This window comes from Nostoc sp. C052 (assembly GCF_013393905.1).
Taxonomy (GTDB): Bacteria; Cyanobacteriota; Cyanobacteriia; order Cyanobacteriales; family Nostocaceae; genus Nostoc.
The window spans coordinates 32,516-52,247 of sequence record NZ_CP040276.1; the positions used below are offsets into that span (position 1 = coordinate 32,516).

The following is a 19,732-nucleotide window of genomic DNA, read 5'->3' on the forward strand; positions in this document are numbered from 1 at the left end:
CAAAACTGCCTGAGCATACTGCTTCTCGGCATATTTCGGTGACTGTAATCGAAGGACGTGGAGTACTCACTCTGCAAGGACGTGAAATTACTTTGCAACCAGGGAATACCTTTGCCAAAAAAAGAGCATTAAAAAATAGTGCTAATGCGAATAACACTAATAAAAACTGAAATACTTTTGGCTTAGGCAATTTATAAAAGGGAAAAGGTTAAAGGTTAAAGGGGAAAGGGATGAACAGGTCGCCCACAAGGGGCGAGGTTTTTACCTTTCCCCCTTCCCCTTCTTCATAAAAGATTTCCTAAAGTACGAAAATTAGGAACTTATTCCACTATTCTGAAAATACCTACTTCGTTTAGGTGAATGTGCTTAAAAGCCTTGATAATTCATTTTGATTTCTTATTCAGCTTAAACTTTTGAGGCTCTTCCAGACTAGCTATAGAAAATTAATACTTGATATTAGGTTAAATCTTTACATAGTAGAGGATTCAATAATCAGGAATCATGTTTTTATTAAATCTTTGATTCTATTTTAGCGAAACCTAGTAATATCAAATATTTTAGGTGTTTTTTAGTATTATTTGATCAAATTAAGTCTAGAAAAGCCACTTTTGAGCATAAATATTATTGGAATAGATTCAGAAATAACTATTTGAGAAAAATTAAATATCTTGTAAGATTATGATTTGTGATAGAGCATTAAATTCATCATTGCTAAATCATTAGGGCAGATTTGAGGTTTATACCAAGTTACTAATTTGTCACAATCTCCAACAATTTTGCCAACCTGTTTTAGGATAAAATTCTCTTTGCACATATAAAACTACTGTAATTCAGCGCAGTGGACAAAGAGATTTATCAAAAACCGTAGGAATCAGTCATAATTCTTTATTGACCAAGTAGTTTGAATTGGAGGTATAAGATGAAATTTCCCAAAATCCACTTATCTACTCCCTCAAATCCTAAAACCCCAGAAAATAATTCAGCATTAGCGCCTAAGCTCTCTAGTATTCCATCAGCAAATGCGACAGGGGGACACAAGTCAACTCAAGAAATCGAGGACAAAGCCTTTGCTGAAAAACAAATGGAGGCAACTGAACTAAAGCTACAGGCCAAGTTTGGCTCAATTACGCCCGAAGGACAAGAGCGCCTAAATGTGTTGCAAGCCAAGATGGACGGATTATTGAATTCTCGACTTGAACACGCAACCCGATTTAGTCATAATATTGCCAATATTTCACTGAGAAGACCAGATACACCAACATCAATACAAGCAAAACTGACAATTGGAGAAACTGGCGATAAGTACGAGCAAGAGGCTGACGAAACTGCGTCTCAGGTAGTCCAAAGGATTCATCAACCACAAAGCGAAAAACTCCAGCGAGAGCGAGAGTCTTTACCTGAAGAAGAGAAATTGCAAATCAAGCCAGAAGGCAGTGTTCAACGCGAGTCTCTGCCTGAAGGGGAAGAAGAACTGCAAATGAAACCCGAGGGCAGCATACAGCGAGAATCTCTGCCAGCCGAAGAAGAGGAATTACAAATGAAGCCGATGATGCAGGGTGCGTCAGATAGAGGGATACCTGCATCATCAGATTTGGAAACATCAATACAACAGGCACGGGGAAGCGGACAACCACTGGCTGATAGTATCAAGTCACCTATGGAACAGGCTTTTGGGGCTGATTTTAGTCGAGTGAAGGTTCACACAGATACTCAGGCTGACCAGTTAAATCAATCGATACAGGCGAAGGCGTTTACGACCGGGCACGATGTGTTCTTTCGGCAGGGAGAATATCAGCCGGGGAGTCGAGGGGGGCAGGAGTTGTTGGCCCATGAATTGACCCATGTTTTACAGCAGAATAGTGATACTGTGCAGTGCCGGATTATCCAACGGGCAGTAGACACAATGGGTGGTAGTTGGGAAGCTAATAATTACCAATCAGTGTTAGAGAATGGAAATCCCGGCGCAGAAATTGAGCTAGAATTCATGCCTAACAAATTAGTGAACTCTAAAAAAATAGCACTGCTCCAAAAAATAGAAAAAACTCATAATGGCATAAATTTAGATCGAGGATATGCAGACAAAAAGAATAACAATGAAGAATTTTTTGGGAACGCAACAAAAACAGCAGCAAGCCGAACTCAAGGAAATGGTCATTGGGATCGTGGACTCACCTATACCAATCCAGTTTATGGTGCCCCGAATTTGAAAACAGGAGAGCCAGTATCGAAAACACCCAAAAGCAAATTGGACATGAACTCTACGACATCCCCAGACAAGATGTCTAACTATCAGTTAGGCCATCGTTACAGATTGTTTCCAGGTCTGAAATGGAATGAACGGAGCGCAAAACTATATGATAAGCCGAATATGCCAACTGCCACGATTGGATCTAACATGATATTTGAGACAACAGCTATTTCACTAGAAGGGGCGCAAAAAAATGTTTACTACGGGTCAGTAAAGTGGGGTTGGAATATTAACAGCATTGCTGACTCCAATGGAAAAGTAGCAACTACAGACATTGAACTAGAACCTTTAGCAGTAGTAGAGATAGGAACTCCCTCCGCAGAGATGAAAGATTTGGCTAATACTTGGAATCAAGCAGATACTTATACACGCGATGCCCCCGAAGGGATACCAAACACTGGTATTCCCACAACAAATCACAGCACAACTCTTACTTTGCAAGAATTACAAGACCCTGCAAGAATTCAGCAAGAGATTAACAATCTTTTAGCCCAACTAAAACTTAATCAGCCAAAAAATGATAAGCAAAACAAACAGTTTGAGTTAAAATTCTTGAAAAAGAAATTGCAGGAACTGAAATGATTTTCTGGTGTTGCTGAGTGCGGTATGAATTAATTGAACACCAGGATAAAAAGATACTTCAAGTAGTGAAGTAATAATCGATTGTGTCTAATCCTTGTATAGTGCAGTTTTAAAAGTTTTTCGCTCTTTTTGCATAAAGTACAAAACTTGAACTGAAGAGTATTACATAGCGAACGAATTATATGTAAAGCAGGGGGCAATAGTTTAAAACTCCCATATTTTTTTTGCAAGTGCTGCTCTGGACTCCTTGGAAAGCGGGCAGTTTTTTATTGTACAGGTGGTCTTTTTTGAGTCTTGCACCCGTTAGCAGCGATTGAATTAGGGGGGTAATACCTTGTTTACTCGTAGAAGCAGGAATGTTGCGCGGAGAGTCCGTAAAAGCAGATACTCTAGGTGTAGCAAGCATAAGCCTTAATCACCAGTAAAACTTTTAGTACAGGGATTTAAGCAATGGCAAAGATTCAGCAGACTTGGCAACGTAGGCTGCACTTTTATCCTTAAAGGTTGTTTGAAAAGGGTCGGCTTGAGCCTCAAGTGAGACTCAGAGGCGCGATCTCAAATCCCAAAATTCCGATTCTCTCGTGGCAGTTTCTCGGTAGCCAGGGTAGTCAAACACACATTTGAAGATTTTTCAAATATCCTCCAATGCACAAACTAATTTATTAAAAATGGTGTACTCCCAACTTCCAGCTATCCACTGATAACTCAGATGTAACACAATTTCTGCATTATTTTGTAACCAAAATTTACTGTTTCCTTTCAAGATTTTTGTTAAATTGCGTTGAAATTACTAGTAATTTTGATTTTTTTGTTTAGAATTAGTTTCCTATAAGTTTTTGTCTTTCCTTATTTAATATTTGATTATGGAATTAGTATTGGTGAAGCTAGGAGGTTCCTTAATTACTGACAAGGATAAACCTTATACTGCTCGAAGAGAAGTTATAACACAACTGGTTGAGCAAGTGAGCCTAATCAAACATGAAAATCCTAATCTGAAACTGATTATTGGTAACGGCGCTGGTTCTTTCGCACATCAATCAGCGAATAAATATAATACAATTAATGGTTTTTCATGTGATGAAGAAAAACTAGGGTTCTGCTTAGTTCACCAAGATGCTTTAGATTTAAATTTCTTACTAGCTAAAAGTTTTTTACAGGCAGGTTTATCAGTGGTAAGTTTGCCACCTATTACTATGATAATCACTCATAATAAGAAACTGTTGAAGAGTGACTTTAGTGTAATAGAAAGTACTCTAAAAGCAGGTTTAATTCCTTTAATTTTTGGTGATGTCGTTCTAGATCAAGCTATTGGTGGTACTGTCCTTTCGACAGATGCAATGCTTGCAGAACTAGCGAAATACTTCTATCTTCAAGGTAAGTTTAAAGTTAGACTAATAAATGTTGGGAATTATGCAGGCGTATATGACCAAGATGGGCAAGTAGTTTCCAATATTACTCAAGCTAACTATTCTCAGATTAAACCTTTCTTGGGCAAGAGCAAATCAGTAGATGTTACTGGCGGGATGGCTAAGAAAGTTGAGGAGTTTTTGACTATTTCTAGTTTAGGGATTGACTGTTGGATAATTGATGGGAATATCCCAGGGAATTTAGCCTCTTCAGTTTTAGGTACGCCAACTCTAGGCACTTTAATTAGGGCATTTTAACTAAAATGATTTCAAAACTGTTGGTAGTTAATCCAAATTACTTACCCTTAATCTTTTTGAGATAACTCATCATAAAAATGCTCCTGATAATTGTTTCTGTATGTGAGTAAATAACTGCGCGGCAAAACTGGGTGGTACAGAGTAACCAATGATTGACCCTGCCGTAGCAGTCTCGTTGGCAAATTCGTACCAACCGGGAAACCCTTGCAAGATTGCAACCCCTTGAATAGACAAGGATTTGACCGTACTATCCGGCAACCAGATATCAGCGAACTTACTACGGTTGCAACCTTTGTGATCTGTGAAATGCGATCGCAATATGGTATTACAGGGTAGATGCCCAGGCTTGTACTTGGGTAACTTGCGTCCCCCAACCCGTTCAATCAATAGTGGTGTTGGCGCATTCTCGGCTAAAAATTTCTCCAAAGCTTGCTGTTGTTTGAGGAGTAGTTGGGAATCGGTCATCGTGGGGATGAGATGGGCGATCGCCTCATACCAACCGCAAGGTGTAGTTCCCAAAGGTAAGGCAATGCTCAAACCCCTACTGGCAATCAGGACTAACCGCCGCCGCGCCTGGGGCAACCCAAAATCAGCCATGTTGACCACGCTGTAAGTAACCGAGTACCCCGCAAGTTCCAAAGCATTCAGGATGATGGCAAAACTCTGACTGTTCTGATAACGCGGGACATTTTCAAGAGTAAACACCCGTGGCTGCAACTGTCGGATTGCTTCTGCTACTGCGATCGCAGCCGTCAGGTCATCGGTAGTTTCGCCGCCCTTACCCGCTTTGGCTGTGTGAGCTTGGCTGAAGTTGGCACACACCGGGGAGGCATGGAGGTAATCGGGGCGGCGGGGAAAACCTAGAAATCCTAACCGCGCTACTTCTTGAACTGTTAGTTGGATTATTCTACAGCCGTACTCGCTAAAGTTGTGGTGATGGGTTTTGGCGATCGCTTTACTCAGTTCTGGTTTACTTGGGTCAAACTCTACTGCAATGACTGGGCGAATCCCGGCTTCAACCATCCCCGCTTCAATTCCGCCGCCGCCAGCGAACAGTACTACAGCGATCGGGGCATCATCTGGAAGAACTGGTTTTAATTTTGTGTTATCAAAATTTTTGCAGACATCTAATTTTGGTGATGGCTTTTTGGATTTCGCTTTTTTGATAAAGGCGATAATATCTTCCCTAATTGCCCCCTGTTGTTGCATTAGACGAATCATGTAGACAGCGCCAGGGGGAATTGAGCCGATACTTCGTCCTTTCCATAATCCATCAACTCGTTCTTCCCAGTTAAAACCCCATCGCCACTGAATCGGGTTGTCTGGGTCACGTTGGCCTATCACTCGTGGGTAAAAGGCTATAGTCCCATCAAGTAGCTTTTTCTTTTCGAGATACGGATAGAGGCATCCTTGGCTATGCAGTTGTGAACCTCTAAGGTCGTCTTCTAAGAATTTTTCGGGTATTGCAGATAACTCAAATATTACTGCTTTAGTCATGCAGCCACCTCCATGACCAAATCATCGGGTACTTCAAAAATTCCCAATCGCCCAATGTAAGGAATCGGCGTAATCTCTCGCGGATTCTCCAGCTGCCAATGGTACTGAAGAGGCATTCCCCAGCCAGACGCAATTTGTGAAAACTTGCAATCTACTATTGTGACAACGCCAATAACTTGGCCACGACGTAGAGAGATTAATTCGGGGATTACTACCCCCATCCCTTGGCAAAATTCTCTCGCTAGCTGGTATTCTTTTTTGGTACAGGTTTTTGCAGCGTGAATGAGAATATCGCCGCGATAATGAATGGGCCAGCCACGGTTTTCAACATTTTTGAGAGCATAAATAATTGCCCATGCCCAAGGCTGACGGACAGATAGCGCTTTCACGGGTTTTAAAACTCCAATGACTGAACATAAGCGTCTGATGCGGCAATTACCAGAAATATAGATGCAACTGTGCAACTGCCTAATAACTTCTTATTTATAGGTTTTGAAAGATCACTATTGATAGAACTTGAGAAAATAAAAGCTGTTCATTTTGGTATAAAGTGGAAAGTATCATGCGCTGATTTCCACATTTATTTTGTTGTTATTTTTAGCAGTTACAAATTTACTCAAATCTTTAGTTATCTGTAGAGTGTGGAATGATAAAGACAGAGAAATAGTAAACTGGAAAGCGGAGGTTTTGATCTGATTTCCTCCGCTTTTATCCTTATTATCCTAATTGGTCTAACCAAGCTACTAAATCTTCAACTGAGGAAAAATCTAATAATGCTTCTCCTAGAGTTTCCAATTGTTCAACAGATAAGACTCTAACTCTTTCAATATTTGATGAATCAATCTCACCAAAACGTCTATTTAATTGGCGAAGAATCAAACGTTCTTCACCTTGTTTATTACCTTTCTGCAAAATATCCTGATAGATAACAGATTCCTGCATAATATCCTCCCGTAAAAATTGACGAATTAAATCTTTTTCAAACCTTAAACCTGCAAATATCTCTGTACATCCAGCAATGTTCTGCCTTTCATCCCTATCTAGAATTTTAGCGATATTTTGAGCTACTTGGGATAATAAAGCGGCGGGTGAATCAGTTCGAGTTAAAGGTGCAAGAGGCAATAGCGCTGGATTATCCAGAAAAAAAGCTGAATCTTGTTCCCATAACCGTATAACTTGATAACGGTGACTTGTGAACTCATCTGTGTATTCTTCAGTAAATGCAATAGGGTCACTGCTTTGTTGCAAGAAGATCACGACTTGAGTTATTGGTGTGTTATATTGCCGTTTCAATCTCACGTAATAGTCTAATACCCGCAAAGGAATTGGTGGATTAGATTTGGGGAGAGTCTGAAACTCAATATGCAAAATCCGGCTACTTGTTTGCAAAAATGTGACATAATCTGCGCGGATTGGATCTATTGAAAGTTCAGTTTTAAGTACTGTAACTTCTGTAGTTTTATCTGGTAGCAACCACTTGGCAAACTCTGCGGGATACAATTCAGCTAAGTACTTGGTAGTATTATCGTAACTCAATTTCTTTCACCCTTATTTCAATGGAGATTTAGTTCTTAGCAAGCTCAATGATTTTGTTTACTTTGTCAATGGTCAGGAAATTCATCTTTATCATAATCTTCTCCTCCTTTTGGATTTAGACTAAACCAATAGTACTTTTTTAATTGTTATATTTTCTGCCTGATTCCGTTGCTGGAGCGCTTCTTACATGAACAGTTACAATGCTTAGGTTAACTCTTGTTGTATTTAATATTGAGATTTAGCCAAATTCTTAAACTGTCCAAATCGTTCATCAAACAATCTTATTAACAGTCGTCTCACTACTAAACCGACTTTTCAAAACTGAAACTTCAAAAATGCCTTTTTGGGTAGTCTGCTTGTCGTAGTAATCTTCCCGGTACAAACCCAACATCACAGCAGCCTCCTGTTCAAATCCTCCTGATTCTCGAAAGTCTGCTTTAGTTGGGCGCTTTTCGGAACGTGAATCAACCTCTCTTTTTAACTTTCTTGACTGGAGCCGATTTAGTCTTAAATCCTTCAGACATAAAGTTTCATTAGAGAAGTTTTCTTTCTTGAGCGCATTGCTTTCATCTCACTTCTTTTGTCCTGATGTCAAGTACATTTTCTATTTGCCCACTGACGTTTATCTTGTTTCTTTTGTCAAGTTCACACTATACTAAATTAGATGAGCTTACCTTGATTGTTAAATTTAAGATGAAATTAAATTAGCATTAATTATGAGATTTAATTTATCTAGTTGAAAAGGAAATATTTTAGATTAAATTCCCTTATTCTAGTTTTTCTTATGCTGTTTTCTCCATTCACTAGGGGGGATACTTGACGAATCTTCCCATACTCCTACCCCGAATTTCTCACCACATCTATCAAAGCCTGTGCTTGTGCAGGGGAGCAGAGGAGATTTCAATGTGCCAAGTTATAATCCCCTCTGCCCCGAATGGCACTAAGTTAAGCTGAAGGGTATGCAGCGTAAGGATTGCAGAGGGGCAGGGGTGCAGGGGTGCAGAGGGGAATTTCTAAATATCTGAACGCAATGCCTAAAACTTCTTCTTTCTCCCCTGCTCCTCCGCTCCTCTGCACCCTTGCTGCCTCAACGATTTTCTCTTTTCTTAGTGCCATTCCCCTCTGCCCCTCTGCCCCTCTGCCCCTTCCCTCAAGCTTGTGAGAAATCCGGGTGAAAGCGATCTCCCTTAACCTGATTTAATATTTGGGGAATACCAATAGGTGTCGTGTCACTGACTGGCGTGGTTAACACTATATTAGTTAACACTATATTATTAATGACTAACATTGACTCACTTTGAAATGCTTCATCTCGATTAAAGCACTGCCAATACTTCTCGCTTTGTACATTGTCTATCGTTATAACAATTTATGCCTAATGCTAGATGTTAACTATGAAAATTTATTAACTGTAGTAAAAACTATGAAAATTTCCAAAATATCGACAGAAACTCTGGAAAAAATTTGTTTTTTTCGCGCCGACTTACTTAATTAAGAAGAAAATGTTTAAACCTGCACCAACCGTTATAATTTAAAAAAAGTGCATTTTGTCAATCAGCAAAAATACTCAAAAAGCTGTTAATAAAAATGATAATCGTAGCAGGGGGGTGGGGTTAGCAAAGGGTAGCTCATTCAGTACTTGCAAGAACTTTAGCGATCAAGGAACTTGCCGTTCAAACCGCCACTTGTGGCGGCGCTCAACACAGCTTGACTAACATAAACTGTTAGAGAGAATTGAATTTAATGAAGAAGGATTGAACTGAATGAATAATAGCCCCATGAACAACAACCCTGCCACCCCTCCTGCACAATGCCCCTTCCGGGGAACCCGCATTGGCGGAGCGCTCGGCTCCAAGCCGCAAGTCGATGATTGGTGGCCGAACCGACTTCAGGTCGAACTGCTTCACCAAAATTTGCCCCAAGCTAACCCACTGCGAGATTTCGATTACAAAGGAGCCTTCGCGAAGCTTGACTTTGAACAGTTGAAGAGCGATATCAAAGCACTGCTGACCGATTCAAAGGACTGGTGGCCCGCCGACTATGGGAATTATGGACCTCAAATGATTCGCATGGCGTGGCACTCAGCAGGCACCTACCGGATCGCGGATGGTCGGGGTGGAGCGAGTCAGGGTATGCAACGCTTTGCACCCATCAATTCGTGGTGGGATAATGGAAACACAGATAAATCACGACGGCTGCTCTGGCCCATCAAGCAGAAATATGGTGCGGCACTAAGCTGGGCTGATCTGATGGTTTTGATGGGTAACTGTGCGCTCGAAATCATGGGGTTTAAGACCTTCGGTTTTGGTGGCGGTCGCATAGATTCCTGGGAGGCGGATCGCTCGACATACTGGGGACCCGAATTCTGGAACGGCGATTCGGTTGACGATGTTAAGGAACACCCTGGTCATCCTGATGAGATGGTCACTCGCACGATTCGGTGGGTTGGGAAAGCGAACGAGCAATACTACGACCTTGAGAACCCGCTAGCGGCTTCGCACCAAGCGCTAATTTACGTCAATCCAGAGGGTCCAAACGCTGACGGCGACCCCTATGGCTCGGCGCGAGACATTCGCGAGACGTTTGCGCGGATGGGCATGAATGACGAAGAAACTGTCGCGCTGATTGCAGGGGGTCATGCCTTTGGCAAAAGTCATGGCATGGTTTCGCCTGACAAGATTGGTCCAGCCCCGGAAGCCGCGCCGATTCAGGCGATGGGTTTGGGGTGGCAGAACCCTGAAGGCACTGGGTTTGCCGAATATACAATGACGAACGGGATCGAAGGATCGTGGACTCCAAATCCAACCCAGTGGGACAACAGTTACTTAACAAATCTTTTTAAATACGATTGGGAACAGACAAAGAGTCCAGCAGGTGCCATTCAGTGGAAGCCGAGCAATCCTGATGCGCCAAAGACACCGGATGCCCATCAACCGCGCGTTGAGCACCCGTTAATGATGATGACTTCGGACATTGCCTTGAAGGTCGATCCGGTCTATCACGAAATCTGTCAGCACTTCTTGGGTGACTTCGATTACTTCAGCGATGCGTTCGCGCGCGCTTGGTATAAGCTGATCCATCGAGACATGGGTCCGAAAACGCGCTATCTTGGCCCGGAAATCCCAGAGGAAGATATGATCTGGCAAGATCCAATTCCGGCACTGGATCATGATGTCGTTGATGCCGCCGATATCAATTTTCTCAAGGATCAGATTTTAGCGAGTGGACTCTCTGTTTCGGCGCTCGTGTCAGCCGCTTGGGCCGCGGCATCGAGTCACCGCCATTCCGACAAGCGCGGCGGCGCAAATGGGGCGCGCGTTCGCCTCAATCCCCAGAAAGACTGGGAAATGAACCGCCCGCAGGAACTCGGCGAGGTGCTATCGACCCTTTATCGCATTCAGGCGGACTTTAACGGCGCTCAGTCGGGCAACAAAAAAATCTCGATGGCGGATCTTATCGTCCTCGGTGGTTGTGCTGCGATCGAGAAGGCTGCACAAGACGCTGGGTTTTGTGTTGCCGTGCCGTTTACTCCGGGTCGGATGGATACGACTCAGGAGCTGACAGATGTTGAAATGTTTAATTGGCTGAAGCCAGTTTCGGATGGTTTCAGAAACTATCACAATGAGGCTGTTGGCTACAAGGTGAAGCCGGAGCGTATCTTCCTAGATCGAGCGCAGCTCCTCACGCTGACCGCGCCTGAATGGACGGTTCTTGTCGGCGGACTTCGCGCGCTCGATCAGAATTGGGATCATTCAAAGCATGGTAGCTTCACTGACCGTCCGGGGGTCTTGACCAATGACTTTTTCCGTGTCCTGACCAGTATGGACTACGAGTGGAAGCCTGTTGACAATCGCGAGATGCTTTTTGACATCTGCGATCGCGAAACCGGTGCAGCGAAGTTCACCGCAACCCGATGCGATCTCATCTTCGGCTCGAACGCCCAACTGCGTCAGATTGCTGAAGTCTATGGCGCTGATGACGGTCACGAGAGGATGGTCAAGGACTTCGTTGCAGCCTGGGACAAGGTGATGATGCTTGATCGCTTCGACGTTGGCGCTGAACAGACCCGCTAAACCTGCATTTATCACAAGCTTCAGGTGTTTGATAGGGCAGAGGGGCAGAGGGGATTGAACAAGGCATATTGAACTCTCCTCTGCTCCCCTGCTCCCTTGCACCTCTGCATTTCAAGCTTGTGAGAAATGCGGGTAACTGAGCATAATATTTAACTCGCTTCCACCAAGAATCACTGAGTTCTGCATCGGTGTCCATACCCCCCCAATTATTATCTCCACTTTCATTAAAGGTGGGTGTGGACGGAGCATTAATTCGGGTTGGAGTTGTTAACTTGCGTCGCCTTCTAACCTCGGCGGGACTGCATCCACCGCCATAAAAAGGTTGGTAGTGGTAAATATCTAGCTCGCCAGCCGCAAGCAGAGGCGAAAAATGCTTTTAAAAACCTCTTAGTAAAAAACTTTAGAACTTAAGTTTTTACTTGGGTTGCCACAATGGAGTGATATCAAGGTTTTCAGCAGCAGATACGGCATTTCTAACCTACGTCGGTACGGTTTACACCCCTTCGATTTTTGTAAAGGCATCGTAACATTTATTTATATAAAGAAATATTTGCTTATATTAAGCAAACCCAAATAAAAGAGTAGGTAATAAAAGTGATGAATCAACCCATTGAATTATCTTTAGAACAAGAATTTAGCCTTAGAACTTTCTCTGATCAAGTGCAGCACATGTCCCATGAACAAGCTCAAGAATTTTTGCTGATGCTCTATAAGCAAATGATGATAAGGGAAACGACTTACCAAGAATTGCTCAAACATCAGTGGGAACTTGATTCCGGTTCAATCTTGGGTTAAGACAAACTTGTTCCCGTTACTTTAAGTGACTCAGAAGAGAACGAACACAAAATTGTCTTTTTCAATGGCTTGGCAATAGAGATTATTTGCTCCAAACTGGGAAACTGTAAAATAACCGACTCACAGTAACGATTTTGATGGAACAGTGAACTACTGTTACCTACACCGTCACCAACCAATCGCACACCACAGACGTACACCCGTCTGCAAACTTAACCCAAACCTGCCACTGCCCCAAGTAGCTATTCCAGTAAAGCTCACATCTAAAGCTCACATCAGCAATCGGTGGCGGGGAAGGCAACAAGGGTGTTTTTCTCAGCAATACGAGTGGCCAAGAAGTTATGTGATTTGTCACAAAACTGCTCCTCAAATCTAGCCCCTAGTTTTTTTTGCTGTCACCTCTATCTCAATCCGCATTCTCGGATCTGAAAGTCCTGCGACAATCATTGTTGCTGCTGGTCTGACATCTCCTAAATATTTACGAATTACTGGCCAGCTTTGTTCAAAGTCTTCTCGAATCGGTAAAATATAACGAACTCGCACTATATCCTGCATTACCAGTCCCGCCTCTGTCAGCGCAGCATTAATGTTTTTAAAACACTGCTCTGTTTGTTTTACAACATCATCAGATATGGTCATCGAACTGTAATCAAAACCCGTGGTACCAGAAACAAAAACCCAGTCTCCATCAACAACGGCTCTAGAATAAGCAATTTCTTGCTCGAAGATAGAACCAGAAGATATGAATTGACGACTCATTTAATTGTGGAATCTCCTTCCAAATGTATCTACAATTAAACCACCACCAACCAATCGCACACCACAGACCTACACTCGTCTGCAAAGTTAACCCAAACCTGCCACTGCCCCAGGTATGTGTTCCAGTAAGGCTCCCCATCAGCAACGCCAATAGCTTCACCAAGCTGGGAAACCATCTGTTGGTAGAACCGACCAGCGCTGTCGAGTCCAAGGCGCATTTTCAGCTTCAGCCCTTTCCAGGCTTGGGTAGCAGGACTTTCAACCTGATTTAATGTTTGGGGAATGTCATCTGATATTGTGCCAGTCACTTGTGTTGGGAACTCTATATTATTCGTGACTGACACCGACTCACTAAGAAACACTTCATCTCGATTTAACCACTGCCCGAAAATCGAATCACGCTCATCATCAGGGGCAACGAATTGATAAACGCACTCCCGATTTTCACGCTTACCCAACCGACCGACGTAATCCAGTTTCAAATCAATCTTCGCAAGTAGTTTCTGTGCGATCGCTATGGAAGTAAGCTTTTCCGAGATACTGACATTCAAGTAATTTTTGATAACGTGCCTGTGCTGAACAGCCAGAGCCTTAAACTCCACTAGCTTCTCGTCGCTGCCACGTAACTGAACGTCTGGTGTAAGAAACTGCAACAGATTCAGATTTTCGAGTAACAGTACAGCCGGCAACATTTGCCCCTTGTTAAAGTCAGGTTTCCAAATCGAATTCTCTCCCGCCTCTAACTGCGCCTTAGCCCGTTTCGCATCACGGTTGCTCAGAAACTCTCGCCCCAGCGTCAAATAATAGTGCATCCGCAGTTGGGGATACCAGCCGTCGTCATCTTTCTCGACCAAATCAGGGGTTACGTCAATTTCGTAGCGACGCGATAATTCAGCCTTGCGCTGCTGGTGTCGTTCAGTTTTGGTTTTCGCCCTTGTGTCTTGCAGCTTCTTGAGTTCGGCATCAGAGATGGTTGGAGAATCCGCGATCGCTTTACACTCCGCAGTATACAATTGCTCACTTGCCGCCTTAACCGACTCGATTACTGCCCCGCTCTCATCATCATCAGCATCGTCGGCATCAATAACGGTGTAACCATCCTCGACCAATCCCGCAAGCACAGATTCTCGATAGCGCCGCATTTCGACGTTAATCACAGAACCACGCTTACCCCAAGTCTGCAATGACTCCGGTTGAAAATTCTCGTCAACATAGCTCAAATCATCATTATCCGCCGCCGACAACAGCGCAATGTTTGCTTGTGTGGCGACGTGTTGGCTTCTGAGCAGTCCTCCTATAGAAGTAGAGCCATTCCCTACGTTAACAATACCCCACTCTCTAACCCAAATGTGACGGTCAAAACAAACTCCTCCGAAGCTCAATGAAGAACAAATTAAGATTCTTGAAGAAATAGTTGATGCTAAGAATGATGCCACCTTGAAAGAAATTCGCTCAGAACTCAAAGAAAAAATAGGAATAACAATTGGTATCTCTACGGTAGACAGGATGTTACAGAGGATAGAAATAAGCCTTAAAAAAAACATTGCACGCCACAGAAAAAGAAACTGAAAGAGTTCAATTATTAAGAGTACAGTTCTGGCTTCAACTTCATGGGATACCGACGGAAAACCTTGTATTTCATGCACGGTTTTGTAGCCGAGTCAGGAGGGTGACTTCCTGGCTTAGGCATCCAACTAAGTACGTAGAAGTGATTTTGTCAATCGCAACAACCTGTTTAATATTAGAGATATGCCCCCATTGCTATATACTTTCCTAAGTTTATTATTCACAACAGAAAGTATTTCCATACCTGTTGAATTAACATTAAGTTCAACTGTGTTTTCTGAAGGATTATTCCACAGCCAAGATGCACCATTTTGATTTAATAAGTGATAGATTTCTGCACCATAATACTGATATAACTGAGGATGTAAATCAGCAATTAACTCATAAAGATAGAGCAGTTGTTCGCGGTTGCTCTTTTGCAAACGAGAATCAGAACGAATGCGATAAAAATAGTGGAGTTCGGGTATTACAACTCCTAACCAACCTTTTTCACACATATTAATCCAACATTCATAATCTTCTAAATTTTCTGCCAACAGAGATTTCATGCCACCAGTAGCAAGGTAAGCAGTCTTTCGTACCACAGTACAAACGCCAAGGGTATTGTGAGCAAGTAGATAAGGAAATTCCGTATTCCAAGCCACCCAAACTTTTTCTGAATCACCAAACTCTTTAATCCAAGACGCAACAAAGCCTACATTTGTGTACTGTTCTAACACCTTTACTGCTTGTGCATAAAAAGTTGGAGATACTCGATCGTCGGCATCGAGAAAAGCGATATATTCACCACTGGCTATCTCTGCCATTTTATTTCTCGCTGCGGCTACACCCAGGTTTTCAGAATGAATAATTTTCAGGTTACTATATGTTTGCTCGATAACTACTAGAGTTTCGAGGCTCTTCTTATCCGTAGTACCATCATTGAAAATAATCACTTCTAAATCAGGATAGTTGCAAGCAAATACAGAACTGAGGGTTTCACTTATATAGTGGCCACAATTGTAGAATGGAATGCAAACAGATACTCTAGCTTTAATGCTTATATCTGGATCTTTAAATAAAGATGATGGATAAGCGATTTTACCATGAGGTGGATAGTTTAAAGAAGGAAAAATATTTCTATCTTGATGCCGTCCAATAACTTTTTGCAAATGCACTATCCGTTTTGATAAGACATTTTTAGGTGCGGAAATTCTCAAAATCAAAGTCCGAGCTTTTCCTCCTAACTCTAAAATTTCAGTTGCTGAATAACTGAGAATTTGGTTTAATTTATCAGCGAAATTATTATTATCGTGCCAATCAAAAATTACACCTCCTTGCATTTCTGTTGTTTGTAGCATTTCTACATGGCCAACAGCAGATGATGCTAAAATCATTTTACCTAAGAGCATAGACTCCAGGCAAGTATTAGGAAAATTTTCCCACAGAGAAGGAATGACTACGCACCATGCTTTCTTAACTCGTTCGTACAATTGAGCCTGGGGTAAAGGTGCAGAAATTATCAATTTACCTGAATTAATGTATTGACGATATTTTTCCGTTAAATAAACTTTCATATAACAGCCTTCGAGATGATACCAAGTATCGCTACCAATAGCTGTGAGTTCAAAATTTATGCCTGCATCCCATAACCGACTACAAGCTTCTAACAAGGGGATAATACCTTTTCTGACTTCTAACCTACCGAAGTAAACTATATCTCCGGGTGTGGGTGAGGATAATGATAATTGCTCTTGATGTAAAAGTTTTTGTGGTGCCGGTAAAGGGATAATTTCAATGTCAAGATCGGGATTTAAAGTCGTTTTTACCTGTTGAGCGATATACTGAGTGGGAGCCAAAATTCCATCGGCAGCGAGGATGCAAAACTTTTCCATCCTTCCTACCCAGTAATCACAAAGGTGATAACTAGGCATTTTGTCAGCAGGATAAAGTAGATATTGAGGACTATGTAGGTTGACAACTATTGGTACTCCTTTTAGTTCTAGACAGCCTAATAACTTTTTTTGCAGTAAAAAATAAGCAATTCCGCTATAATCTTCGCTTTCAATAACATCTGGTTTACCATAAATGTGAATATAGTTAATAACTTCTTCTGCTAATTGATAGCTAACAGCGCCCCAATAACCCATGACATTATAAGGGAATGCCGGATGGGTTTCAGAATGGGTATGAGCTTTTGTGAAATTTAATAAATAAGTATCTTTAGGAATTATTTTAATAATTTTCAGCTTGTTTCTTTCTTCAATTTCTGTTTGATGACTGCGAGCAAAAATAGTAATGTCATGCCCAGCATCAGCAAACATCGCTGCCGTATTGCCGATATAGGTTGCAATACCACCAGGAACTGGAGGACATTCACTAGCAATCAAAAATATCTTCATATTGTGACTCGATTTTTATTTAAAAATGATTTTGAAGGAAAATACCGTTTATTAGTAAAGCTGTATATATTTACCCCAATACAAGCTACAGCATACACACAAGTCTGAAAATAGCTGAATAACATGGGTTTTACCCCACCCTAACCCTCCCCGATATATTGTGGAGGGAACCGGATTTTCTGTTTTCCACCTTTGTAAGGGGGGATTAAGGGGGTAATTCGATTTGTGTGTACACCGTAGCTTGTATTGAGGTGACTACAGGGGGGTCTTGTGATGTGCATCTTCATAGAGAATTGGTATAAGCTACTTATATTTCCTCATCTGGAGTCAAATGCAGTGATCGCTTAAACTTAAACCACTGTTTCCGTAACTTCCAGAACTTGGATGATTCCATAGCTCGTTTTTTCCAAGTTAATTCGTGTCTTTCTTGTTCAAGTTGATGTGTTTGTCTCTCTAAATGACACTTTTCTTGCCAGAGATGGCTTAAAGCTTGCTCTTGGCGCAGGTATTCTAGGGCAACAAGGAGCATTTCTTCAGCTAAAGCCAGATTGATGACTGGTTTGGGTTTGGTTTGGTATGAGGCGATCGCTTCTGTAAATAAGGTATCCATGCGTTCAAGCATCTTATCTAAGGAAAACATTTCAACGACTCGTTGCCGTGCATGGTAGCCGATTTTACAGCGTAGTTCGCTATCTTGAATTAAAGGAATTAATACTTTCAAATATTCCTTGACTTCGCTTTTTTCCTCTTCTGTTTTAGGAACTAAAAAACCAGTTCCAGGGATAACTAATTCTGCTTGTCCGCCAACATCTGAAGCAACCACTGGCAATTGCATTGACATTGCTTCATAAATCACCAGAGAAATCCCTTCATAAGCTGATGGTAGTAACAAAATGTCAGCAGTAGAATAGATGTCAAGCATTTCTTCAGGGTTAATAGCAGGCAATATATGAAAATGTGAATCTAAACCAAAGTGACTAATTTTTGCTTGTATTTCGGGTAATAAATGACCATTACCCACAATAATTGTCGAGATATTGAGAGGGTGATTGACTAATTCTTGAACAATGCTAATTAACAGTAGAGGACGTTTTTGTTCGACTAAACGGGCTGGAAATAAGATGACAACTGAATCATCAGGAATTTGCAGGTGCGATCGCACTTCCTGACGCTTCTTTTTATCCTGCACCCATTTACTAGTATCAACGTTAGTATAACTAACTTGCAATTTTTCAGTAGTTTGCGGATTCAGACATCGATAATATTCAGCAAGGTGACGACACGATACTATTTGCAAGTCAAAAAATTGGCTGAATTGGCAAGAAAGACGCGGATATCCACAGCCACGCCAACCAGGATCTAAAGTATGAGTATAGTCAACGAAAGCAACATCAGGGAATTCGCTACGCAGCAAGGGTAAAAAGTAGTAGGCAATATAAGAATTTGAGATAAAAACGATATTAATTTGACGTGATTTAATAATATATTTGGTAAAACTCAACCAATCATTGTCTTGTAAAAAATTAGAGAGATTAAATATATCTGCTGTCACCTTATAAAAATATTTATGCCAAGGATGTTCTGACTTTGAAGTTGTAACAATACTCAGTTCGTAACCACGAGCAGCTAATAGAGTGACTAAATCTATATTAAATTTGTCAGCACCGCCAACTTCTAAGTGAGGAAAAAAACAAAGTATGTGTTTGGTGGAATAATCACGTTCCAGAAGATTAACAACATCTATGTTACTGACAGATAAATGAGCAGGAAAGTCACTTTGTTGGATAGTAATATCAGGAAAATAATTTTTATTAAAAAAATATTCATAGCGAGAGTGAATTAACCCAGCGACTTGTTTTTCTTCTGTAATCTTGGCTCTAGAAGTTGTTAACAAACCAGAATCAAGGCGACGGTAACAATCTAAGTATTCAGGTATTGTCCAACCTTTTTGCTTGTTAACTATGGCTTTGAGCCACCTTTCCCAATCTTCGTAAAATCTGAGGTTTTCATCAAATCCTCCTAGACAATCAAAGTCTGACTTTCGATAAAGTAATCTACCTGTAACCCAATTTTGGTGAATGAATTGTGATGGTTTATTAAAACCATGAGTCCACCAATATTCTTCAGCTTGAAAGCCAACAGAATAAGAGTTGACGAAAGAGAATTCTGGATGAGTTTCTAGAAAGAGAACGTATTTTTCAATACAAGTGGGATCTAGCAAATCGTCTAAATCCATGAAGAAGAGGTATTTGCCTGTGGCGTAAGCGATCGCAGTATTTCTCCCAGCTGCTAATCCCCTGTTGATTTGATGGTAAAACGTTTTGATTTTTGTAGACTTAGCTGGTAAAGAATCAAATAGAGCGATCGCCTCTGGGGATGTTGAGCAGTCGTCAACAATTATCCACTCAAAATTTTGCCAAGTTTGATTAATTACAGATTCATAAGTAGCGGCAAAATACTTATGGGCATTAAAAAATGAAGAAATAATTGAGACAACTGGCGCTTGATAAACTACTGAAGCAGAAAATTTTTGTTTTCTCGTTTCCAGCAAATTAATAAATTCGCTGACACTAGAGAAAGGTGTAACTGTAGACATAAAATATACAAACTGATAGGATCTAGCTTAATTAA

General features: G+C 41.5%; 16 protein-coding genes. 6 read left to right on the forward strand and 10 right to left on the reverse strand.

Annotation, left to right across the window (positions count from 1 at the left end):
• The first annotated feature begins 919 nt into the window (after positions 1 to 919).
• Both FD723_RS37635 and FD723_RS37640 read left to right on the forward strand, forming a co-directional pair.
• Positions 920 to 2,830, forward strand: a complete 1,911-nt coding sequence (locus tag FD723_RS37635) for a DUF4157 domain-containing protein (protein WP_199346588.1) — start codon at positions 920 to 922, stop codon at positions 2,828 to 2,830.
• An 863-nt stretch (positions 2,831 to 3,693) separates the two neighbouring features.
• On the forward strand, positions 3,694 to 4,494 hold the full coding sequence (locus FD723_RS37640) for an isopentenyl phosphate kinase (protein ID WP_179070281.1): 801 nt from the start codon (positions 3,694 to 3,696) through the stop codon (positions 4,492 to 4,494).
• A gap of 69 nt (positions 4,495 to 4,563) precedes the next feature.
• On the opposite strand, the gene FD723_RS37645 is transcribed toward FD723_RS37640, so the two are convergent.
• The 5 genes from FD723_RS37645 to FD723_RS37665 form a co-directional block, all read right to left on the reverse strand.
• Entirely contained in the window at positions 4,564 to 5,991 is a 1,428-nt protein-coding gene (locus FD723_RS37645) for a DNA cytosine methyltransferase (RefSeq protein WP_179070282.1), read from the reverse strand.
• Positions 5,988 to 6,380 carry an ASCH domain-containing protein gene (locus tag FD723_RS37650; RefSeq protein WP_179070283.1) on the reverse strand — a complete coding sequence of 131 codons (393 nt, stop codon included), beginning with the start codon at positions 6,378 to 6,380 and terminating at the stop codon, positions 5,988 to 5,990. The genes FD723_RS37645 and FD723_RS37650 overlap by 4 nt, the downstream gene beginning before the upstream one ends.
• A gap of 328 nt (positions 6,381 to 6,708) precedes the next feature.
• Positions 6,709 to 7,527, reverse strand: coding sequence for a DUF4351 domain-containing protein (locus FD723_RS37655; RefSeq protein WP_179070284.1), 819 nt, complete (start codon positions 7,525 to 7,527; stop codon positions 6,709 to 6,711).
• 271 nt (positions 7,528 to 7,798) lie between these two features.
• On the reverse strand, positions 7,799 to 8,047 hold the full coding sequence (locus FD723_RS37660; RefSeq protein ID WP_179069786.1) for a DnaB-like helicase C-terminal domain-containing protein: 249 nt from the start codon (positions 8,045 to 8,047) through the stop codon (positions 7,799 to 7,801).
• 425 nt (positions 8,048 to 8,472) lie between these two features.
• A complete protein-coding gene (locus FD723_RS37665) occupies positions 8,473 to 8,643 on the reverse strand; it encodes a hypothetical protein (RefSeq protein ID WP_179070285.1) in 171 nt (56 codons plus the stop codon).
• Between the two features lie 662 nt (positions 8,644 to 9,305).
• On the opposite strand from FD723_RS37665, the gene katG reads away from it, so the two are divergent.
• From katG to FD723_RS37675, 3 genes are all read left to right on the forward strand, one after another.
• Positions 9,306 to 11,600, forward strand: coding sequence for a catalase/peroxidase HPI (katG, locus tag FD723_RS37670; RefSeq protein WP_179070434.1), 2,295 nt, complete (start codon positions 9,306 to 9,308; stop codon positions 11,598 to 11,600).
• A gap of 188 nt (positions 11,601 to 11,788) precedes the next feature.
• Positions 11,789 to 11,917: a hypothetical protein gene (locus FD723_RS43650; RefSeq protein ID WP_256875255.1), complete on the forward strand. Its 129-nt coding sequence runs from the start codon at positions 11,789 to 11,791 to the stop codon at positions 11,915 to 11,917.
• Between the two features lie 280 nt (positions 11,918 to 12,197).
• Entirely contained in the window at positions 12,198 to 12,395 is a 198-nt protein-coding gene (locus tag FD723_RS37675) for an NblA/ycf18 family protein (RefSeq protein WP_094332533.1), read from the forward strand.
• Between the two features lie 160 nt (positions 12,396 to 12,555).
• On the opposite strand, the gene FD723_RS37680 is transcribed toward FD723_RS37675, so the two are convergent.
• From FD723_RS37680 to FD723_RS37690, 3 genes are read right to left on the reverse strand one after another with little or no spacing between them, the layout of a single operon-like run.
• The gene (locus FD723_RS37680; protein WP_179069897.1) at positions 12,556 to 12,750 is read right to left on the reverse strand and encodes a hypothetical protein; all 195 of its coding nucleotides are present in this window, start codon (positions 12,748 to 12,750) and stop codon (positions 12,556 to 12,558) included.
• A gap of 17 nt (positions 12,751 to 12,767) precedes the next feature.
• Positions 12,768 to 13,154, reverse strand: a complete 387-nt coding sequence (locus FD723_RS37685) for a RidA family protein (protein ID WP_179069898.1) — start codon at positions 13,152 to 13,154, stop codon at positions 12,768 to 12,770.
• Between the two features lie 35 nt (positions 13,155 to 13,189).
• Positions 13,190 to 14,590: a hypothetical protein gene (locus FD723_RS37690; protein WP_179070286.1), complete on the reverse strand. Its 1,401-nt coding sequence runs from the start codon at positions 14,588 to 14,590 to the stop codon at positions 13,190 to 13,192.
• A gap of 1 nt (position 14,591) precedes the next feature.
• Here FD723_RS37690 and FD723_RS43655 point away from each other — a divergent pair, with 1 nt between their 5' ends.
• Positions 14,592 to 14,723, forward strand: a complete 132-nt coding sequence (locus tag FD723_RS43655; protein WP_256875409.1) for a winged helix-turn-helix domain-containing protein — start codon at positions 14,592 to 14,594, stop codon at positions 14,721 to 14,723.
• Between the two features lie 125 nt (positions 14,724 to 14,848).
• Here the strand turns inward: FD723_RS43655 and FD723_RS37700 are convergent, their stop codons facing one another.
• Together FD723_RS37700 and FD723_RS37705 are read right to left on the reverse strand one after the other, a co-directional pair.
• Positions 14,849 to 17,101 carry a glycosyltransferase gene (locus tag FD723_RS37700; RefSeq protein ID WP_179070287.1) on the reverse strand — a complete coding sequence of 751 codons (2,253 nt, stop codon included), beginning with the start codon at positions 17,099 to 17,101 and terminating at the stop codon, positions 14,849 to 14,851.
• 307 nt (positions 17,102 to 17,408) lie between these two features.
• A complete protein-coding gene (locus tag FD723_RS37705; RefSeq protein WP_179070288.1) occupies positions 17,409 to 19,697 on the reverse strand; it encodes a glycosyltransferase in 2,289 nt (762 codons plus the stop codon).
• Between the last annotated feature and the right edge of the window lie 35 nt (positions 19,698 to 19,732).